15 protein-coding genes and 1 riboswitch are annotated in these 14,056 nt (G+C 58.5%); of the genes, 7 read left to right on the forward strand and 8 right to left on the reverse strand.

All coding sequences use genetic code 11. From position 1 onward, the window contains the following. Nucleotides 1-34 precede the first annotated feature (34 nt). Nucleotides 35-186: riboswitch (FMN riboswitch) on the forward strand. Nucleotides 187-293: 107 nt separating this feature from the next. After that, complete coding sequence (gene ribB, locus EDF75_RS22290; RefSeq protein WP_045856843.1) at nucleotides 294-947, forward strand: 3,4-dihydroxy-2-butanone-4-phosphate synthase; 654 nt, start codon at nucleotides 294-296, stop codon at nucleotides 945-947. Nucleotides 948-1,003: 56 nt separating this feature from the next. Here the strand turns inward: ribB and zupT are convergent, their stop codons facing one another. Further along, nucleotides 1,004-1,774 carry a zinc transporter ZupT gene (gene zupT, locus EDF75_RS22295; protein WP_041147281.1) on the reverse strand — a complete coding sequence of 257 codons (771 nt, stop codon included), beginning with the start codon at nucleotides 1,772-1,774 and terminating at the stop codon, nucleotides 1,004-1,006. 193 nt (nucleotides 1,775-1,967) lie between these two features. Between zupT and ygiD the strand changes: the two genes are divergently transcribed. Further along, nucleotides 1,968-2,759: a 4,5-DOPA-extradiol-dioxygenase gene (gene ygiD / locus EDF75_RS22300; protein WP_133600904.1), complete on the forward strand. Its 792-nt coding sequence runs from the start codon at nucleotides 1,968-1,970 to the stop codon at nucleotides 2,757-2,759. A 49-nt stretch (nucleotides 2,760-2,808) separates the two neighbouring features. On the opposite strand, the gene EDF75_RS22305 is transcribed toward ygiD, so the two are convergent. The 3 genes from EDF75_RS22305 to tolC form a co-directional block, all read right to left on the reverse strand. Further along, nucleotides 2,809-3,969 carry a glutathionylspermidine synthase family protein gene (locus EDF75_RS22305; protein WP_095099561.1) on the reverse strand — a complete coding sequence of 387 codons (1,161 nt, stop codon included), beginning with the start codon at nucleotides 3,967-3,969 and terminating at the stop codon, nucleotides 2,809-2,811. 5 nt (nucleotides 3,970-3,974) lie between these two features. Then, nucleotides 3,975-4,646, reverse strand: a complete 672-nt coding sequence (locus EDF75_RS22310) for a DUF1190 family protein (protein WP_133600905.1) — start codon at nucleotides 4,644-4,646, stop codon at nucleotides 3,975-3,977. 181 nt (nucleotides 4,647-4,827) lie between these two features. Continuing rightward, nucleotides 4,828-6,288, reverse strand: coding sequence for an outer membrane channel protein TolC (gene tolC / locus EDF75_RS22315; RefSeq protein ID WP_133600906.1), 1,461 nt, complete (start codon nucleotides 6,286-6,288; stop codon nucleotides 4,828-4,830). 195 nt (nucleotides 6,289-6,483) lie between these two features. On the opposite strand from tolC, the gene nudF reads away from it, so the two are divergent. Genes nudF through parE form a run of 5 tightly spaced genes read left to right on the forward strand, consistent with a single transcriptional unit; the run spans nucleotide 6,484 to nucleotide 10,888 of the window. Continuing rightward, nucleotides 6,484-7,116 (forward strand): ADP-ribose diphosphatase, encoded by a 633-nt coding sequence (nudF, locus tag EDF75_RS22320; RefSeq protein ID WP_045856852.1) that lies wholly within the window; start codon nucleotides 6,484-6,486, stop codon nucleotides 7,114-7,116. Then, nucleotides 7,113-7,535 (forward strand): DUF1249 family protein, encoded by a 423-nt coding sequence (locus EDF75_RS22325; protein WP_041147275.1) that lies wholly within the window; start codon nucleotides 7,113-7,115, stop codon nucleotides 7,533-7,535. The genes nudF and EDF75_RS22325 overlap by 4 nt, the downstream gene beginning before the upstream one ends. Nucleotides 7,536-7,559: 24 nt before the next feature. Continuing rightward, entirely contained in the window at nucleotides 7,560-8,387 is an 828-nt protein-coding gene (gene cpdA / locus EDF75_RS22330) for a 3',5'-cyclic-AMP phosphodiesterase (RefSeq protein ID WP_133600907.1), read from the forward strand. After that, nucleotides 8,387-8,962, forward strand: a complete 576-nt coding sequence (yqiA, locus tag EDF75_RS22335; RefSeq protein ID WP_045856855.1) for an esterase YqiA — start codon at nucleotides 8,387-8,389, stop codon at nucleotides 8,960-8,962. The genes cpdA and yqiA overlap by 1 nt, the downstream gene beginning before the upstream one ends. Nucleotides 8,963-8,992: 30 nt before the next feature. Further along, nucleotides 8,993-10,888, forward strand: coding sequence for a DNA topoisomerase IV subunit B (gene parE, locus EDF75_RS22340; RefSeq protein WP_041147272.1), 1,896 nt, complete (start codon nucleotides 8,993-8,995; stop codon nucleotides 10,886-10,888). A gap of 101 nt (nucleotides 10,889-10,989) precedes the next feature. Here the strand turns inward: parE and EDF75_RS22345 are convergent, their stop codons facing one another. The 4 genes from EDF75_RS22345 to qseB form a co-directional block, all read right to left on the reverse strand. Further along, a complete protein-coding gene (locus EDF75_RS22345) occupies nucleotides 10,990-11,304 on the reverse strand; it encodes a putative quinol monooxygenase (protein WP_045856859.1) in 315 nt (104 codons plus the stop codon). A gap of 35 nt (nucleotides 11,305-11,339) precedes the next feature. Next, nucleotides 11,340-11,921, reverse strand: a complete 582-nt coding sequence (locus tag EDF75_RS22350) for an NAD(P)H-dependent oxidoreductase (protein ID WP_133600908.1) — start codon at nucleotides 11,919-11,921, stop codon at nucleotides 11,340-11,342. A gap of 106 nt (nucleotides 11,922-12,027) precedes the next feature. Next, nucleotides 12,028-13,377, reverse strand: a complete 1,350-nt coding sequence (qseC, locus tag EDF75_RS22355) for a quorum sensing histidine kinase QseC (RefSeq protein ID WP_133600909.1) — start codon at nucleotides 13,375-13,377, stop codon at nucleotides 12,028-12,030. Continuing rightward, on the reverse strand, nucleotides 13,374-14,033 hold the full coding sequence (gene qseB, locus EDF75_RS22360; protein WP_133600910.1) for a quorum sensing response regulator transcription factor QseB: 660 nt from the start codon (nucleotides 14,031-14,033) through the stop codon (nucleotides 13,374-13,376). The genes qseC and qseB overlap by 4 nt, the downstream gene beginning before the upstream one ends. Nucleotides 14,034-14,056: the final 23 nt, after the last annotated feature.

Below are 14,056 nucleotides of genomic sequence, written 5' to 3' on the forward strand. Positions count from 1 at the left end.
TGCCGAGGATAATCAATAGCGTTATAGTTATCTCGCTTATTCTCAGGGCGGGGCGAAATTCCCCACCGGCGGTAAATCAACCATAGCGTTGAAAGCCCGCGAGCGCTTTTTGCGAAAGCAAAAAGGTCAGCAGATCCGGTGTAATTCCGGGGCCGACGGTTAGAGTCCGGATGGGAGAGAGTAACGGCTCAGTCGGATTGCGATCCGCTTGCGTTGACTTTTTTGCCGCTTAACCGGCACTCCTAAGACTGCCCTGATTCTGGTAACCATAATTTTAATGAGGTTTTTTTACCATGAATCAGACGCTCCTTTCCTCTTTTGGTACCGCTTTTGAACGTGTAGAACACGCGCTAAATGCACTGCGCGAAGGCCGCGGTGTGATGGTACTTGACGATGAAGACCGTGAAAATGAAGGCGATATGATTTTCGCCGCCGAAACCATGACCGTTGAGCAGATGGCGCTGACCATTCGCCACGGCAGCGGTATTGTTTGCCTGTGCCTGACCGATGAACGCCGCAAGCAGCTCGACCTGCCGATGATGGTGGAAAATAACACCAGCGCCTACGGTACCGGCTTCACCGTGACCATCGAAGCCGCAGAAGGCGTCACGACCGGCGTATCAGCTGCCGACCGCGTCACCACCGTGCGCGCCGCGATTGCCGATGGCGCAAAACCTTCTGACCTGAATCGTCCAGGCCACGTATTCCCGCTGCGCGCGCAGGCGGGCGGCGTGTTGACCCGCGGCGGCCACACCGAAGCCACTATCGATCTGGTAACTCTCGCAGGCTTCAAGCCGGCGGGGGTTCTGTGTGAGCTGACTAACGACGATGGCTCGATGGCCCGCGCGCCGCAGTGCATCGAATTTGCTCAGCAGCACAATATGGCCGTGGTCACCATTGAAGATCTGGTGGCCTATCGCCGCGAGCACGAGCGTAAAGCCAGCTAATCCGGCTTCGCTGTACTCTAAAGCCCACTTAACCGTGGGCTTTGTTGTTTTTGGCGCTAGCCAATGCCCATCGCCTGCAGGGCCACGAGGCTAAATCCCATCACCGACATACCGCACAGCACGCCATAGCTTGGGTTGCTTTGCGGATCGATCTCTTTTGCCAGCGGCATGAGCTCATCAACCGACAGCGCCACCATAATCCCGGCGACGGCGGCCATAATGGCGCCCATCACCACCGGCGACACCAGACTGCCGAGGATCAGCCAGGCCAGCAGGCCGCCGAGGATCTCGGCCATTCCGGAGAGTCCAGCCCAGAAAACCGCCTTGCGGCGCGAGCCCGTTGCAGCATACACCGGGCCGGCAACCGCCAGCCCTTCCGGAATGTTATGCAGTGCGACCGCCAGCGCGACGCCCATACCCAGCTCCAGGTTATTGCTGGCCGTCACAAAGGTGGCGATGCCCTCCGGGAAGTTGTGCAGGCTAATACCGAGGGTTAGCAGAATGGCGGCGCGGCGCAGATTGCGCGGGCGCGGGACGCCGGGCGACATCAGATCCTGCGGATGAGCGTGCGGCAGCATACGGTCCAGCGCAAAGTAGCCCAGCAGGCCGATAACAAACATGCCGTAACCGAGCAGCGCCGACATCCCCTCGGCGTTCAGCGCGGCGGGCAGCATCTCCATCAGCGAAATAAGCAGCATGATCCCGGCGGCGAAACCGAGAGAAAAACCCAGCAGACGGTTGGACGGTTTTTGGCCCAGTACGCCGAAAATCGCGCCGATAAAGGTCGCGCTACCGGCCAGCAGGGTCAATATGAGGGGGGATGACATCACTCAGCTCCTTTGATAATGATTATCATTTATAATATCCATCTTACCCGATGGCAGCGAGAGGGAAATGACGTCTTTACCGCGGCTTACATTCAAATTTTCTGATGATGATCATCATGCTTATCTGAGTTTATCCTGATGCAAAAACGCGTAATGTGAAGGCATCAAATCTCCTCTACTCAAGGATATCATCATGTCCCTTACCCGAATGCCAGCGTTGTTTTTAGGCCACGGCAGCCCGATGAACGTGCTGGAAGATAACATCTATACTCGCGCCTGGCGGCATCTGGGCGAAACGCTACCGCGTCCGCGGGCGATTGTGGTGGTCTCCGCACACTGGTTTACGCGCGGTACCGGCGTCACGGCGATGGAAGCTCCGAAAACGATCCACGATTTTGGCGGCTTCCCGCAGGCGCTGTACGATACGCACTATCCGGCTCCGGGCTCTCCTGAGCTGGCGCAGCGCCTGGTTGAGCTGCTGGCACCCGTGCCGGTGACGCTGGATAAAGAAGCCTGGGGCTTCGACCACGGCTCGTGGGGTGTGCTCATCAAAATGTATCCGGATGCCGATATTCCGATGGTGCAGCTGAGCATCGACAGCAGCAAGCCGGCGGCCTGGCATCTGGAGATGGGGCGCCGGCTGGCGGCGCTGCGCGATGAGGGCATTATGCTGATTGCGAGCGGTAACGTGGTGCATAACCTGCGCACGGCGCGCTGGCATGGCGAAAGCACGCCGTATCCCTGGGCGGAATCGTTCAACGAGTATGTGAAAACGAACCTGACCTGGAAAGGGCCGACGGAGCAGCATCCTCTGGTGAACTATCTGACGCACGAGGGCGGATCGCTCTCAAACCCGACGGCGGAACACTTCCTGCCGCTGCTGTACGTGCTGGGTGCCTGGGACGGTGAAGAGCCGATTTCCGTGCCGGTAGAAGGAATGGAAATGGGGTCGTTAAGCATGCTGTCAGTGCTGGTCGGCGCGTAGCGGGGAAATGGAGATGCCCCGGCAGGCGTAATGCCGCCGGGGCAGGAGACTACTCGACAAAAATGTGCGGATAGAAGCGTGAAAGATCCTGGGTGATCAGCGCCCGATCTTCGCGAACGCCGATCCCGGCTGGCTTATCGTTGATCAGCCAGCTGCCGATCAGCGTATAGCTATCGCCAAACTTCGGCAGCGGATAGAACTCCTGGACGATGGTACCTTCTTCACCGTACGGGCCTTCAACCGCTTCCACCACCTTGCCGTTTTCAACGATCGACACGTTTGCGCCTTCGCGGGAGAAAATCGGCTTGATGACGTACTTCTCCATTTCGGGATGCGCGTCTTCGCTGAACCAGGATGCCAGCAGGTTAGGGTGGTTCGGGAACATCTTCCACAGCAGCGGCAGCAGCGCTTTGTTGGAGATAATGCTCTTCCATGCCGGCTCAAGCCAGCGTACGCCGGCGTCTTCCAGCTTGGTAGAGAAAACCTCGCGCAGCATATACTCCCACGGATAAAGCTTGAACAGATTGCCGATGACCTGATCCTGAACGTCGGTAAACTGCCCCTTTTCGCCGAGGCCGATATCTTCGATATAGAGGAATTCGGTGGCGACACCGGCTTCGGCCGCGCAGTCCTGCAGATACTGTACGGTACCGCGATCCTCTTCGGTATCGCGGCAGCACGCCATATGCAGCAGCTGGAAGCCAAACTGTTCCCGGAGCTCGGTAAAGCGCTCAATCAGCTTTTCCTGCAGGCTGTTGAACTGGTCGCTGCCTGCCGGCAGCTGGCCAGCGTTGAGCTGATCTTCCAGCCAAATCCACTGAAAGAACGCCGCCTCATACAGCGAGGTTGGCGTATCGGCGTTGTTCTCCAGCAGCTTGGGCTCGCCAACGCCGTCCCACGCCAGGTCGAGGCGCGAATAGAGCGACGGCTGGTTGGTTTTCCACGACTGGCGCACGAAGCCCCAGGTGTGTTTGGGGATGCGGAATTTGGCCATCAGCTCATCGCTGCCGATCACGGTTTCTACCGCCTGCAGGCACATCTGATGCAGTTCGGCGGTAACGTCTTCCAGTTTCTCAACCTGCGCCAGGGTCAGCTTGTAATAGGCCTCTTCGCTCCAGTACGGCTCGCCGTACATGGTATGAAAGCTAAAGCCATATTCATTCGCCTTTTCGCGCCAGTCCGGGCGCTCCGTGATGCTGATTCTTTCCATGAGTGTTAGCCGCCCATTGAGCGTTTGGATGAGGTGGTCCCTGCGGCGCTACGCTGCATGGCGGACTGTTTCGCCACCGACTCGCCGAAGCCGCCGCGGGTCACGGTGCTGGTGGTCGCAGGTTTCGGCGCCATGGCCGTCTTAGGTACGTTCATAGAACGACCCGGCTGCGCGGCGCCGTAGCTCTTGCCGCCGGCATCGGTGTACTGACCATAGGCCGGGCTGGCCGGGTTTTTCGAGCTGAACAGCGGCTGCTGCGCGCCCATGCCGCCGCCCATCATGCGGCCCATCATGTAGCCGGCCATCAGCGGCATCCAGAAGCTGCCGCTGCTTTGTGCCTGAGCCTGGTTTTCCGGCGCGACGCCTGCCTGAGCCGGCGTTTGCTGGCACTGGCCTTCACCGAACTCCGCCACGCAATCTTCACGGGTGGCGTATTTTGGCGCGGTACGTTCAGCTTCTTTGGTCGCGTTATTAAAGGCGGTGGTGCATTCTGCGCCTTTGCCAGGGTTGGCCGCAGAGCAGTCGTCGGCATTTTGATACAGAGAAACCGTCTCGTCGCTTTTTTCGCAGCCGGCGAGCATAAAGACGGCCGTCACGGCGAGCGCGACCGGCGTCAGATGGCGAGCGCTCCAGCTTTTGCGGAACGAGGCATGATTAATATTTTTTGTCCGTTTCATGTTTGTCTTCCTGGACCCAGTGGTATGGCGGTTTGTTAACGCTCAGGATAGAGGATGAGTGGTGGAAAATGAAGCGACCAGGGGCGGAAAGGAGCGGAAAGGAGGAGATCTTTACGTTGCCTTACGTTTAACGCCCCGCTTAGCGGAATCTGCTAAGCGGGGCGCGGTGACGCAACGAAGGTTATTGGCGGAAAGGATTCGCGCCGCTGGTTTTCGTGGTATGAACGGCTGCCGGTTTAGCCGCTGGCGCCGCGCTGCTGGCGTAGCCGTCGGCGCTGGCGTCCTGCTGCGGGGTTTCCGGCGCAACGCTATCCGGTGAGGTCGCGACAGCTTTGCCCAGCGTATTGTTCAACGCAACCAGATCCTGCTCGTTCAGCGTACCGAGCGCGGACTTGATGTTCAGCTGGTTAATCAGGTAGTTATAACGTGCGCTTGAGAGCTGCTGCTTGGCGTTATACAGCGTAGTTGTCGCATCCAGCACGTCAACGATGGTACGCGTACCAACGGAATAGCCGGCTTCCATCGCGTCAAGGGAGCTCTGGGCAGAGACCACGGCCTGTTTGTAGGCGTTGATGCTGCTGATTGAGGCGTTGATGTTATTAAAGGAAGAGCGAACGGTCTGCACCACGGTACGGTGCGAGCTTTCCAGCTGCTCGCTGGCACCGACGAAGTTGTACTGCGCCTGTTTCACCTGCGAGTTAACCATCCCGCCCTGATACAGCGGCAGTGAGAAGCTCAGGCCGATTTTGTTCTGCCCGGCATCGTTGTCTGGCGTCGAATTATTGGAACCGCTATATCTGGAGTTGGATACGCCGGTAGAGGCATTTAAATCCAGCGTCGGCAGATGGCCATCCTGCGCCTGGCGAATCTGTTCGCGCGCCAGGTCCTGGTTCAGGCGAGCCTGCAGCAGCGACAGGTTGCGGTTTTCCGCTTCCTTCAGCAGCGCGTTCACCGTTTCCGGCTTGTTGGTTTTGAAGCCGTCAACGTTCAGCGACGACAGCTGCGGATAGTAGTTGCCGGTCACCTGACGCAGCGCTTCTACCGCATTGTCGAGGTTGTTACGCGCGGTGACTTCGTTGGCCAGCACGGAGTCGTACTGGGAACGGGCGTTCTGCACGTCGGTAATGGCAACCAGGCCGACGTTAAAACGCTGGGTGGTCTGATCCAACTGACGATAGATCGCCTGTTTCTGCGCTTCGGTATAGGAGAGCGTATCGATGGCGCTCAGCACGTTAAAGTAGGCCGTGGCGGTGTTCAGAATCAGCGTCTGCTGATCGGTCTGATAGGTGACGTCCTGAATACCGGCCGCTTTTTCCTGCAGCGTCAGGGCGCGCCATTTTGACATATCGAACAGCGTTTGCGTAAGCTGCAGCGAGCCGCTGGTGACGTTGGAGTCCTGGCCATTGGTGTCGCGATAGCCGTTGGTATAAGTATAATCTGCACCCAGACCGAGCTGAGGCAGTAACGGGCTACGTGCTTCGTTGATCTTTTCGAATGCAGCATCACGATCGGCTGCTGATTTACGCAGGTCAGGGTTGCTGATGCGCGCCTGCTGATAAACCTGCATCAGGTTTTCTGCCTGGCTTATGGCGCTGAAGCCAGTCAGGCCCAGGCCGATAAGGATGGGGAAAAATTTCTTCATTTGCATTCCTTGTTGTGAAGCATAAAGCGCTGCCCAAAAGCTAAATATATCTGCTGATTGTATAGAGTCTGCCGCCGTAAAAAGTTGGCGTTACGTGCCATCCGGCGGTAATTTGCACCAATCTAACATACGGACTGTAAAACGGTAGCCAAACGGCTTATAAATCCCTACTTTCGAATTCGCAGGACACCGACAATGAGCAAGCCCAACAAGCAGGGAATTACCTTCGCTAAAAACGATGTAGAAATTATTGCACGCGAAACGCTTTATCGTGGTTTTTTTTCGCTGGATTTATACCGCTTTCGCCACCGCCTGTTCAACGGCGGGATGAGCGGCGAAGTGACGCGCGAAATTTTTGAGCGCGGGCATGCCGCCGTCTTGCTACCCTTTGACCCGATACGTGATGAAGTTGTGCTGGTCGAGCAGATTCGCATTGCCGCCTATGACACCAGCGAGAGCCCGTGGCTGCTCGAAATGGTGGCCGGCATGATTGAAGAGGGCGAAACGCCTGAGGAGGTCGCCCGGCGTGAAGCGGTGGAAGAGGCGGGCCTTGACGTTGGACGGATAAAGCCGATGCTGAGCTATCTGGCCAGCCCCGGCGGCACCAGCGAGAGGCTGTCGATTCTGGTGGGGGAAGTCGATGCGACGACGGCAAAAGGCATCCACGGCCTGGCGGATGAAAATGAGGATATTCGGGTTCATGTGGTCAGCAGGGAGCAGGCCTATCAGTGGGTAGAAGAAGGGAAGATCGACAACGCAGCTTCTGTCATCGCGCTGCAATGGCTGCAGCTGCACTATCACAATTTACGTAATGAGTGGTCAAAATGAAGCGTTATACGCCTGACTTCCCTGAAATGATGCGCCTGTGTGAAACCAATTTTGCCCAGTTGCGCCGCCTGCTGCCTCGAACCGACGCAGTGGGCGATATGGCGGGCTACCAGGTGGGCAGTGCGCAGTACCGGCTAACGATCGTTGAGTCGACCCGCTACACTACACTGGTGTCGATTGAGCAAACGGCGCCGGCGGTGAGCTACTGGAGTTTACCGTCCATGACGGTACGACTGTATCATGACGCGATGGTGGCCGAAGTGTGTTCGAGTCAGCAGATTTTTCGCTTCAAAGCGCGGTATGATTATCCTAATAAAAAGTTGCATCAACGCGACGAAAAGCATCAAATTAACCAGTTCTTAGCCGACTGGCTGAGATACTGTTTAGCACATGGAGCGATGGCGATTCCGGTTTGTTAGCGTCGTGAAACCTAAGGACACCATTTGGAAAGCCTGTTAAACCTTCCTTTGGCTGGTGAGGCCAGAGTCAGGATATTACAAATTACTGATACTCACCTGTTTGCTGAAAAACATGAAACGCTGTTAGGCATCAATACCTGGGAAAGCTATCAGGCCGTGCTGGATGCCATCCACGCCTCACAGCGCCAGTGCGATCTGATTGTCGCGACAGGCGATCTGGCACAGGACCACTCGGCCGCGGCCTATCAGCACTTCGCTGAGGGTATCGCGAGTTTTGCTGCGCCCTGCGTCTGGCTGCCGGGCAATCATGACTTTCAGCCGGCAATGTACAGCACGCTGCAGGAATCAGGCATTTCCTCCGCCAAGCGCGTTCTGCTCGGCGAACGCTGGCAAGTACTGCTGCTGGACAGCCAGGTATTCGGCGTTCCCCACGGTGAATTAAGCGATTTTCAGCTGGAGTGGCTTGAGCACAAGCTCGCGGCAGAGCCGGAACGCTATACGCTGCTGCTGCTGCATCATCATCCTCTCGCCTCGGGCTGCAGCTGGCTGGATCAGCATAGCCTGCGCAACGCCGCGGCGCTCGATCGCGCTCTGGCCGCCTTTCCTCGCGTCAGGCATCTGCTGTGCGGTCATATTCATCAGGAGCTGGATCTCAACTGGGGCGGGCGACGCATGATGGCCACGCCGTCAACCTGCGTGCAGTTTAAGCCGCACTGCGACAACTTCACGCTGGATACCGTTTCTCCCGGCTGGCGCTGGCTGGATCTGCATCCCGACGGCACCCTGACGACCGAAGTTTGCCGCCTTAGCGGCGTGAAATTTCACCCGGATATCGCTTCAGAAGGATACTGATGGCTACGCTCCTCTATCTGCACGGATTTAACAGCTCGCCGCGCTCGGCTAAAGCGACGGCGCTGAAGGCGTGGCTGGCGCAAAATTATCCTGAAATTAACATGGTGGTGCCGGAGCTGCCGGTTTACCCCGCTGAAGCGGCGGAGCTGCTGGAAGCGATCGTACTCGAGCACGGCGGGGAACCGCTGGGCGTTGTCGGCTCTTCGCTGGGAGGCTACTACGCAACCTGGCTATCGCAGTGTTTTATGCTGCCAACGGTGGTTGTAAACCCGGCCGTACGCCCGTTTGAGCTGCTGAACAATTTCCTCGGCCTCAATGAGAATCCGTACACGGGGCAGCAATATGTGCTAGAGTCTCGCCATATTTACGATCTCAAAGTCATGCAAATCGACCCGCTGGAATCGCCTGATTTACTCTGGCTGTTACAGCAAACGGGCGATGAAGTGCTGGATTATCGCCAGGCCGTTGGCTATTACGCCTCATGTCGGCAGACGGTAGAGGAGGGCGGCAATCATGCATTTGTCGGCTTTGAAGATCATTTCACTCAGATTATCGATTTTCTGGGCCTGCGCTAAGCATTCCTGGACTACCTACGAATACACACCATGACGCAATCTTCATACAACGCTGATGCCATTGAGGTACTCACCGGGCTAGAGCCGGTTCGCCGCCGCCCGGGAATGTACACCGACACGACACGTCCTAACCATCTTGGTCAGGAAGTTATTGATAACAGTGTGGATGAAGCACTGGGCGGCCACGCCAAACGCGTGGAAGTCATTCTTCATGCCGATCAATCGCTGGAAGTTATCGACGACGGGCGAGGAATGCCGGTCGATATCCATCCTGAAGAAGGGGTTCCGGCGGTTGAGCTGATCATGTGTCGGCTGCACGCCGGCGGCAAATTTTCCGGTAAGAACTACCAGTTCTCCGGCGGCCTGCACGGGGTGGGTATTTCGGTGGTCAACGCCCTGTCGAAGCGCGTTGAGGTTAACGTACGCCGCGATGGCCAGGTCTACAGCATTGCGTTTGAGAACGGCGATAAGGTTGAAGAGCTGCACGTCACCGGCACCTGCGGCAAACGTAATACCGGTACCAGCGTCCACTTCTGGCCGGATGAAAGCTTCTTCGATAGCCCGCGCTTCTCCGTATCGCGCCTGACCCATTTGCTCAAAGCCAAAGCCGTACTGTGCCCCGGCGTGGAGATCGTCTTCCGTGACCTGGTGAACAACAGCGAGCAGCGCTGGTGCTATGAAGATGGCCTGACGGACTATCTGCGCGAAGCGGTGAACGGCCTGCCGCTGCTGCCGGAACAGCCGTTCGTCGGCAACTTCTCCGGTGAAACCGAAGCGGTCGACTGGGCGCTGCTGTGGCTGCCGGAAGGCGGCGAGCTGTTAACCGAAAGCTACGTCAACCTGATCCCGACCATGCAGGGCGGGACGCACGTTAACGGCCTGCGCCAGGGCCTGCTGGAGGCGATGCGCGAGTTCTGCGAATATCGCAATATTCTGCCGCGCGGCGTCAAGCTCTCGGCGGAGGATATCTGGGATCGCTGCGCCTACGTGCTGTCGGTAAAAATGCAGGATCCGCAGTTCGCCGGCCAGACCAAAGAGCGCCTCTCCTCGCGCCAGTGCGCAGCCTTTGTTTCCGGCGTGGTAAAAGACGCCTTCAGCCTGTGGCTGAACCAGAACGTCCAGGCCGCGGAGCTGCTGGCCGAAATGGCGATTTCCAGCGCCCAGCGCCGGATGCGCGCGGCCAAGAAGGTGGTGCGTAAGAAGCTGACCAGCGGCCCTGCGCTGCCGGGCAAGCTGGCGGACTGTACCGCTCAGGACCTCAACCGTACCGAGCTGTTCCTCGTGGAAGGGGACTCTGCGGGCGGGTCTGCCAAGCAGGCGCGCGACCGCGAGTATCAGGCGATCATGCCGCTGAAGGGCAAGATCCTCAATACCTGGGAAGTCTCTTCGGATGAAGTGCTGGCCTCGCAGGAGGTGCACGATATTTCGGTGGCGATCGGTATCGATCCGGATAGCGATGATTTGAGCCAGCTGCGCTACGGCAAGATCTGTATCCTCGCGGATGCGGACTCCGACGGCCTGCACATCGCCACGCTGCTCTGCGCGCTGTTCGTTAAGCACTTCCGCACGCTGGTCAAGCACGGACACGTCCACGTGGCGCTGCCGCCGCTGTACCGTATCGACCTCGGCAAAGAGGTTTACTACGCGCTGACGGAAGAAGAGAAAGCCGGGGTACTTGAGCAGCTCAAGCGCAAGAAGGGTAAGCCGAACGTTCAGCGCTTTAAAGGGCTGGGCGAAATGAACCCGATGCAGCTGCGTGAAACCACGCTTGATCCCAATACCCGCCGTCTGGTTCAGCTGATTATCAGCGATGAGGACGAGCAGCAGACCAACGCGATGATGGATATGCTGTTAGCCAAGAAGCGCTCGGAAGATCGTCGCAACTGGCTGCAGGAAAAAGGCGATATGGCGGATATTGAAGCCTGATTCGGCTGGCCGGCCGGCAGCGGTAATCATACAAAAAAGGGAGCCAGCGGCTCCCTTTTTGCTGGCCGTCATAGCGCAGGCCAGCGGTTTTACTTATTGACTTAAACGCCCGGCTGCAGGATGCGAATGCTGACTTCCAGCACGTCGCCCTTCACCGCTTCGCCGTGGGCTTTCATATGCGGGGTTTGCAGGTGCGCTTCGAGATGCGCCACGCTTTCCCACAGCTCCACCATCACGATGGAATCGGGCGAGGTGCTCTGAAAGCTAACGCCTGCGGCGTGGTCGATCATCGGCGTATAGCCGTGGCAGCCCTCTTCCTGTAAAACCAGCGGAATCGTTTTGGCGAACTGATCGAGCACCGCCTGGCGATGGTGCTGGCCCGGGCGGGTGCGAATTTCTGCAATCACTGTCAACATGATGTACTCAACTCCTTCTGTTTATAGATCTTTAGTTAACCAAAAATCTGCGCCAGATGCTTGCGATATTCTGCGATGTAATGCGGAACATCAGGCATTTTAATCACGTCGTTGGCGATAAACGTCGGCAGGGCGGTCATGCCGAGGAACTGGTTGGCTTTGTGGAACGGCAGGTAAACGCCGTCAACGCCGACGCCGTGGAAGAACTGCTCTTCATCGGTAAAGGCGTCCATCGGGGCGTTCCAGGTCAGGGAGAGCATGTAGCGCTTGCCCTGAATTAAACCGCCTGAGCCATATTTTTTGCCGGCATCGGAGCGGGTGCGGCCGTCGCTGGCGTATAGCGAGCCGTGGCCTTCGGTGAAGACATCATCGATATACTTTTTCACGGTCCAGGGCGCGCCCATCCACCAGCCCGGCATTTGCCAGATGATGACGTCGGCCCAGAGGAAATTTTGTACTTCTGCTTTAACGTCGTATTCGCTTTCGGCGCGGACGATTTTAACATCATGCCCGGCGTCGCGCAGATAACCATCCGCGACCTCGGTCAGGGTGTCGTTCAGCTGGCCGTTAGAGTGAGCGAATTTCTTCGCTCCGTTGATAATCAGAATGTTGCTCATTTTTTATCCCTGGCGTTTCAATTTTGTCGATTATTTTACCCCGCAGGGCGAGACGGTAAAATGAGCAAAATGTGCAAAGTCTTTTGCTTTTTTCGCAATAATCCCGCTACCAGCCGACCCGCGCTTCAAAGCCGCCGTCGGCAGCATTACCGAAGGTGACGGTCATGCCGTGCAGGGCGGCAATACGCCGGACGATAGACAGCCCCAGCCCGCTGCCCGGCTCATCCTGGCCGGGAGGGCGATAAAAGCGCTCGCCGAGACGTGCCAGCGCTTCGGGGCTGATACCTGGGCCGTTATCGCAAACGCGAAATCCGCGGGCGTCGAGGATGATATCCACCCGGCTTCCGCGCGGGCTATAGCGCACGGCGTTATCCAGCAGGTTACGCACCAGCAGGCTAAGCAGCAGCGGCTGACCCACGCGCGTCACCCGTGCGGCGTGCGGATGCAGACGCAGCTCGATGCCCGCCTGCTGTGCCGGATGGTACATCTCCATCACCGCCGACTGCAGCAGCTCGTCGATGGCGACGCTATCCACGTCCTCGAGCGCGGCCAGGGAGTCGAGGCGCGACAGCGTCAGGAGCTGATCGACCAGCCGGGTAGCGCGATCGATCCCGACGTGCAGCTGCGCCAGCGCCTTTTCACGCCCCTGAGGGTCGTCCATCGACAGCTGGGCGACCTCGGTTTGCACCCTCAGCGCCGCCAGCGGGCTACGCAGCTCGTGGGCGGCGTCGGAGGTAAAGCGGCGCTCGCGGATCATGGCGTCGTGAGTTCGGGCAAACAGCTGATTCAGCGCATCGACCAGCGGACGGACTTCGCTGGGGATGCTGTCGACGTTAAGCGATTCCGCCGAATCCGGCGCGCGCAGGCGCAGGGTGCGGGCGAGCCGCTTCAGCGGCGCCAGCTCCCGGCTGAGCAGGACGATCAGCAGCAGGAACATCAGCGGCAGCGCCACCAGCCAGGGGGTGAGCTGCGAGGTGACGATATCCAGCGCCATCTCCCGGCGATAGTCCCACTCCTGGCCGACGACAATGCGGTAGCGGCCGTCGGCGGTGGTGAGCTGAAGAAAGCGCCACTCATCATCATCGTTACGCAGGTAGCCGTCGCTGAAGCCTTCTCGTCGGTTATCCCACGGAATATCCTGCCCGTTTTCGCTATCGTGCAGCACCATGTTGCCGTCGGTGGTGAAAATGGCGAATGCCAGCGCGTCGTCGTCAAGGTGGCCATGCCTGACCTTCTTTTTCGCCCGCACCTGCGGGGGAGAGGTATGCAGCTCAGCGAAATTCATCGCGCTCAGACGGCGGGCAAACAGCAGCTGCTGGGTATCAAACAGCTTATCCAGCTTGTGGGCGGTCTGCTGCCAGGCAATAAGCGAGGCTATTCCCCATGCCAGGCTGGTGAGCAGGAAGAAAAGCAGCGTCAGGCGAACGCGCAGGCTTAGCCGACCCAGCCGCTTCATGCGTCCCCCAGGGTGTAGCCAATGCCGTGGACGGTGCGGATAAACTCGCTGCCGAGCTTGCGGCGCAGATGGTGTACGTGGACCTCCACGGCGTTGCTGGAGACATCGTCGTCCCAGCTATAGAGCTTTTCCTCAATGAGCTTGCGCGGCAGCACGCGCCCGGCGTTACGCATCAGCAGTTCGAGCAGGGCGAACTCTTTGGGCTTCAGCGCCAGCGGCTCCCCCGCCAGGGTGGCCGTCAGGCGGCCGGGGTCGAGGGTGACGTTTCCGTGGCGCAGCTCGCTGCTGCTCTGGCCGTGGGCGCGACGGATAAGCGCTTCGAGACGGGCGGCGACTTCGATAAGGGCGAAAGGCTTACACAGATAGTCATCGGCGCCGAGCCGAAGCCCCTCAACCCGCTGGCTGAGCGCATCGCGCGCGGTGAGGATCAGCACCGGCTGGTGGTGACCTTTATCGCGCCATTCGCGCAGGATATCGAGACCGTCGATGCCGGGCAGCGTCAGATCGAGGATGACCGCGTCATAGGGAGCGGCGTAGAGCGCGGCTTTTCCCTCTTCGCCACGCGTAAACCAGTCGATGCTGAAGCCCATTTTGCTCAGCCCGGCCTTGATGCCGTCGCCGATGAGTTTGTCGTCTTCCACCAGTAAAATACGCATTGGCCTGCTCCTGTGGCTCGCGG

Origin of the sequence: Klebsiella sp. BIGb0149 (assembly GCF_004362605.1) — a bacterium.
Taxonomy (GTDB): Bacteria; Pseudomonadota; Gammaproteobacteria; order Enterobacterales; family Enterobacteriaceae; genus Klebsiella; species Klebsiella terrigena.

Coding starts and splice junctions, on each gene's coding strand:
- EDF75_RS22350 (WP_133600908.1), bottom strand. CDS start 11,921: ATGAGCAACATTCTGATTATCAACGGAGCGAAGAAATTCGCTCACTCT.
- tolC (WP_133600906.1), bottom strand. CDS start 6,288: ATGAAGAAATTTTTCCCCATCCTTATCGGCCTGGGCCTGACTGGCTTC.
- ygiD (WP_133600904.1), top strand. CDS start 1,968: ATGTCCCTTACCCGAATGCCAGCGTTGTTTTTAGGCCACGGCAGCCCG.
- yqiA (WP_045856855.1), top strand. CDS start 8,387: ATGGCTACGCTCCTCTATCTGCACGGATTTAACAGCTCGCCGCGCTCG.
- zupT (WP_041147281.1), bottom strand. CDS start 1,774: ATGTCATCCCCCCTCATATTGACCCTGCTGGCCGGTAGCGCGACCTTT.
- EDF75_RS22345 (WP_045856859.1), bottom strand. CDS start 11,304: ATGTTGACAGTGATTGCAGAAATTCGCACCCGCCCGGGCCAGCACCAT.
- EDF75_RS22325 (WP_041147275.1), top strand. CDS start 7,113: ATGAAGCGTTATACGCCTGACTTCCCTGAAATGATGCGCCTGTGTGAA.
- nudF (WP_045856852.1), top strand. CDS start 6,484: ATGAGCAAGCCCAACAAGCAGGGAATTACCTTCGCTAAAAACGATGTA.
- parE (WP_041147272.1), top strand. CDS start 8,993: ATGACGCAATCTTCATACAACGCTGATGCCATTGAGGTACTCACCGGG.
- ribB (WP_045856843.1), top strand. CDS start 294: ATGAATCAGACGCTCCTTTCCTCTTTTGGTACCGCTTTTGAACGTGTA.
- EDF75_RS22305 (WP_095099561.1), bottom strand. CDS start 3,969: ATGGAAAGAATCAGCATCACGGAGCGCCCGGACTGGCGCGAAAAGGCG.
- EDF75_RS22310 (WP_133600905.1), bottom strand. CDS start 4,646: ATGAAACGGACAAAAAATATTAATCATGCCTCGTTCCGCAAAAGCTGG.
- qseB (WP_133600910.1), bottom strand. CDS start 14,033: ATGCGTATTTTACTGGTGGAAGACGACAAACTCATCGGCGACGGCATC.
- qseC (WP_133600909.1), bottom strand. CDS start 13,377: ATGAAGCGGCTGGGTCGGCTAAGCCTGCGCGTTCGCCTGACGCTGCTT.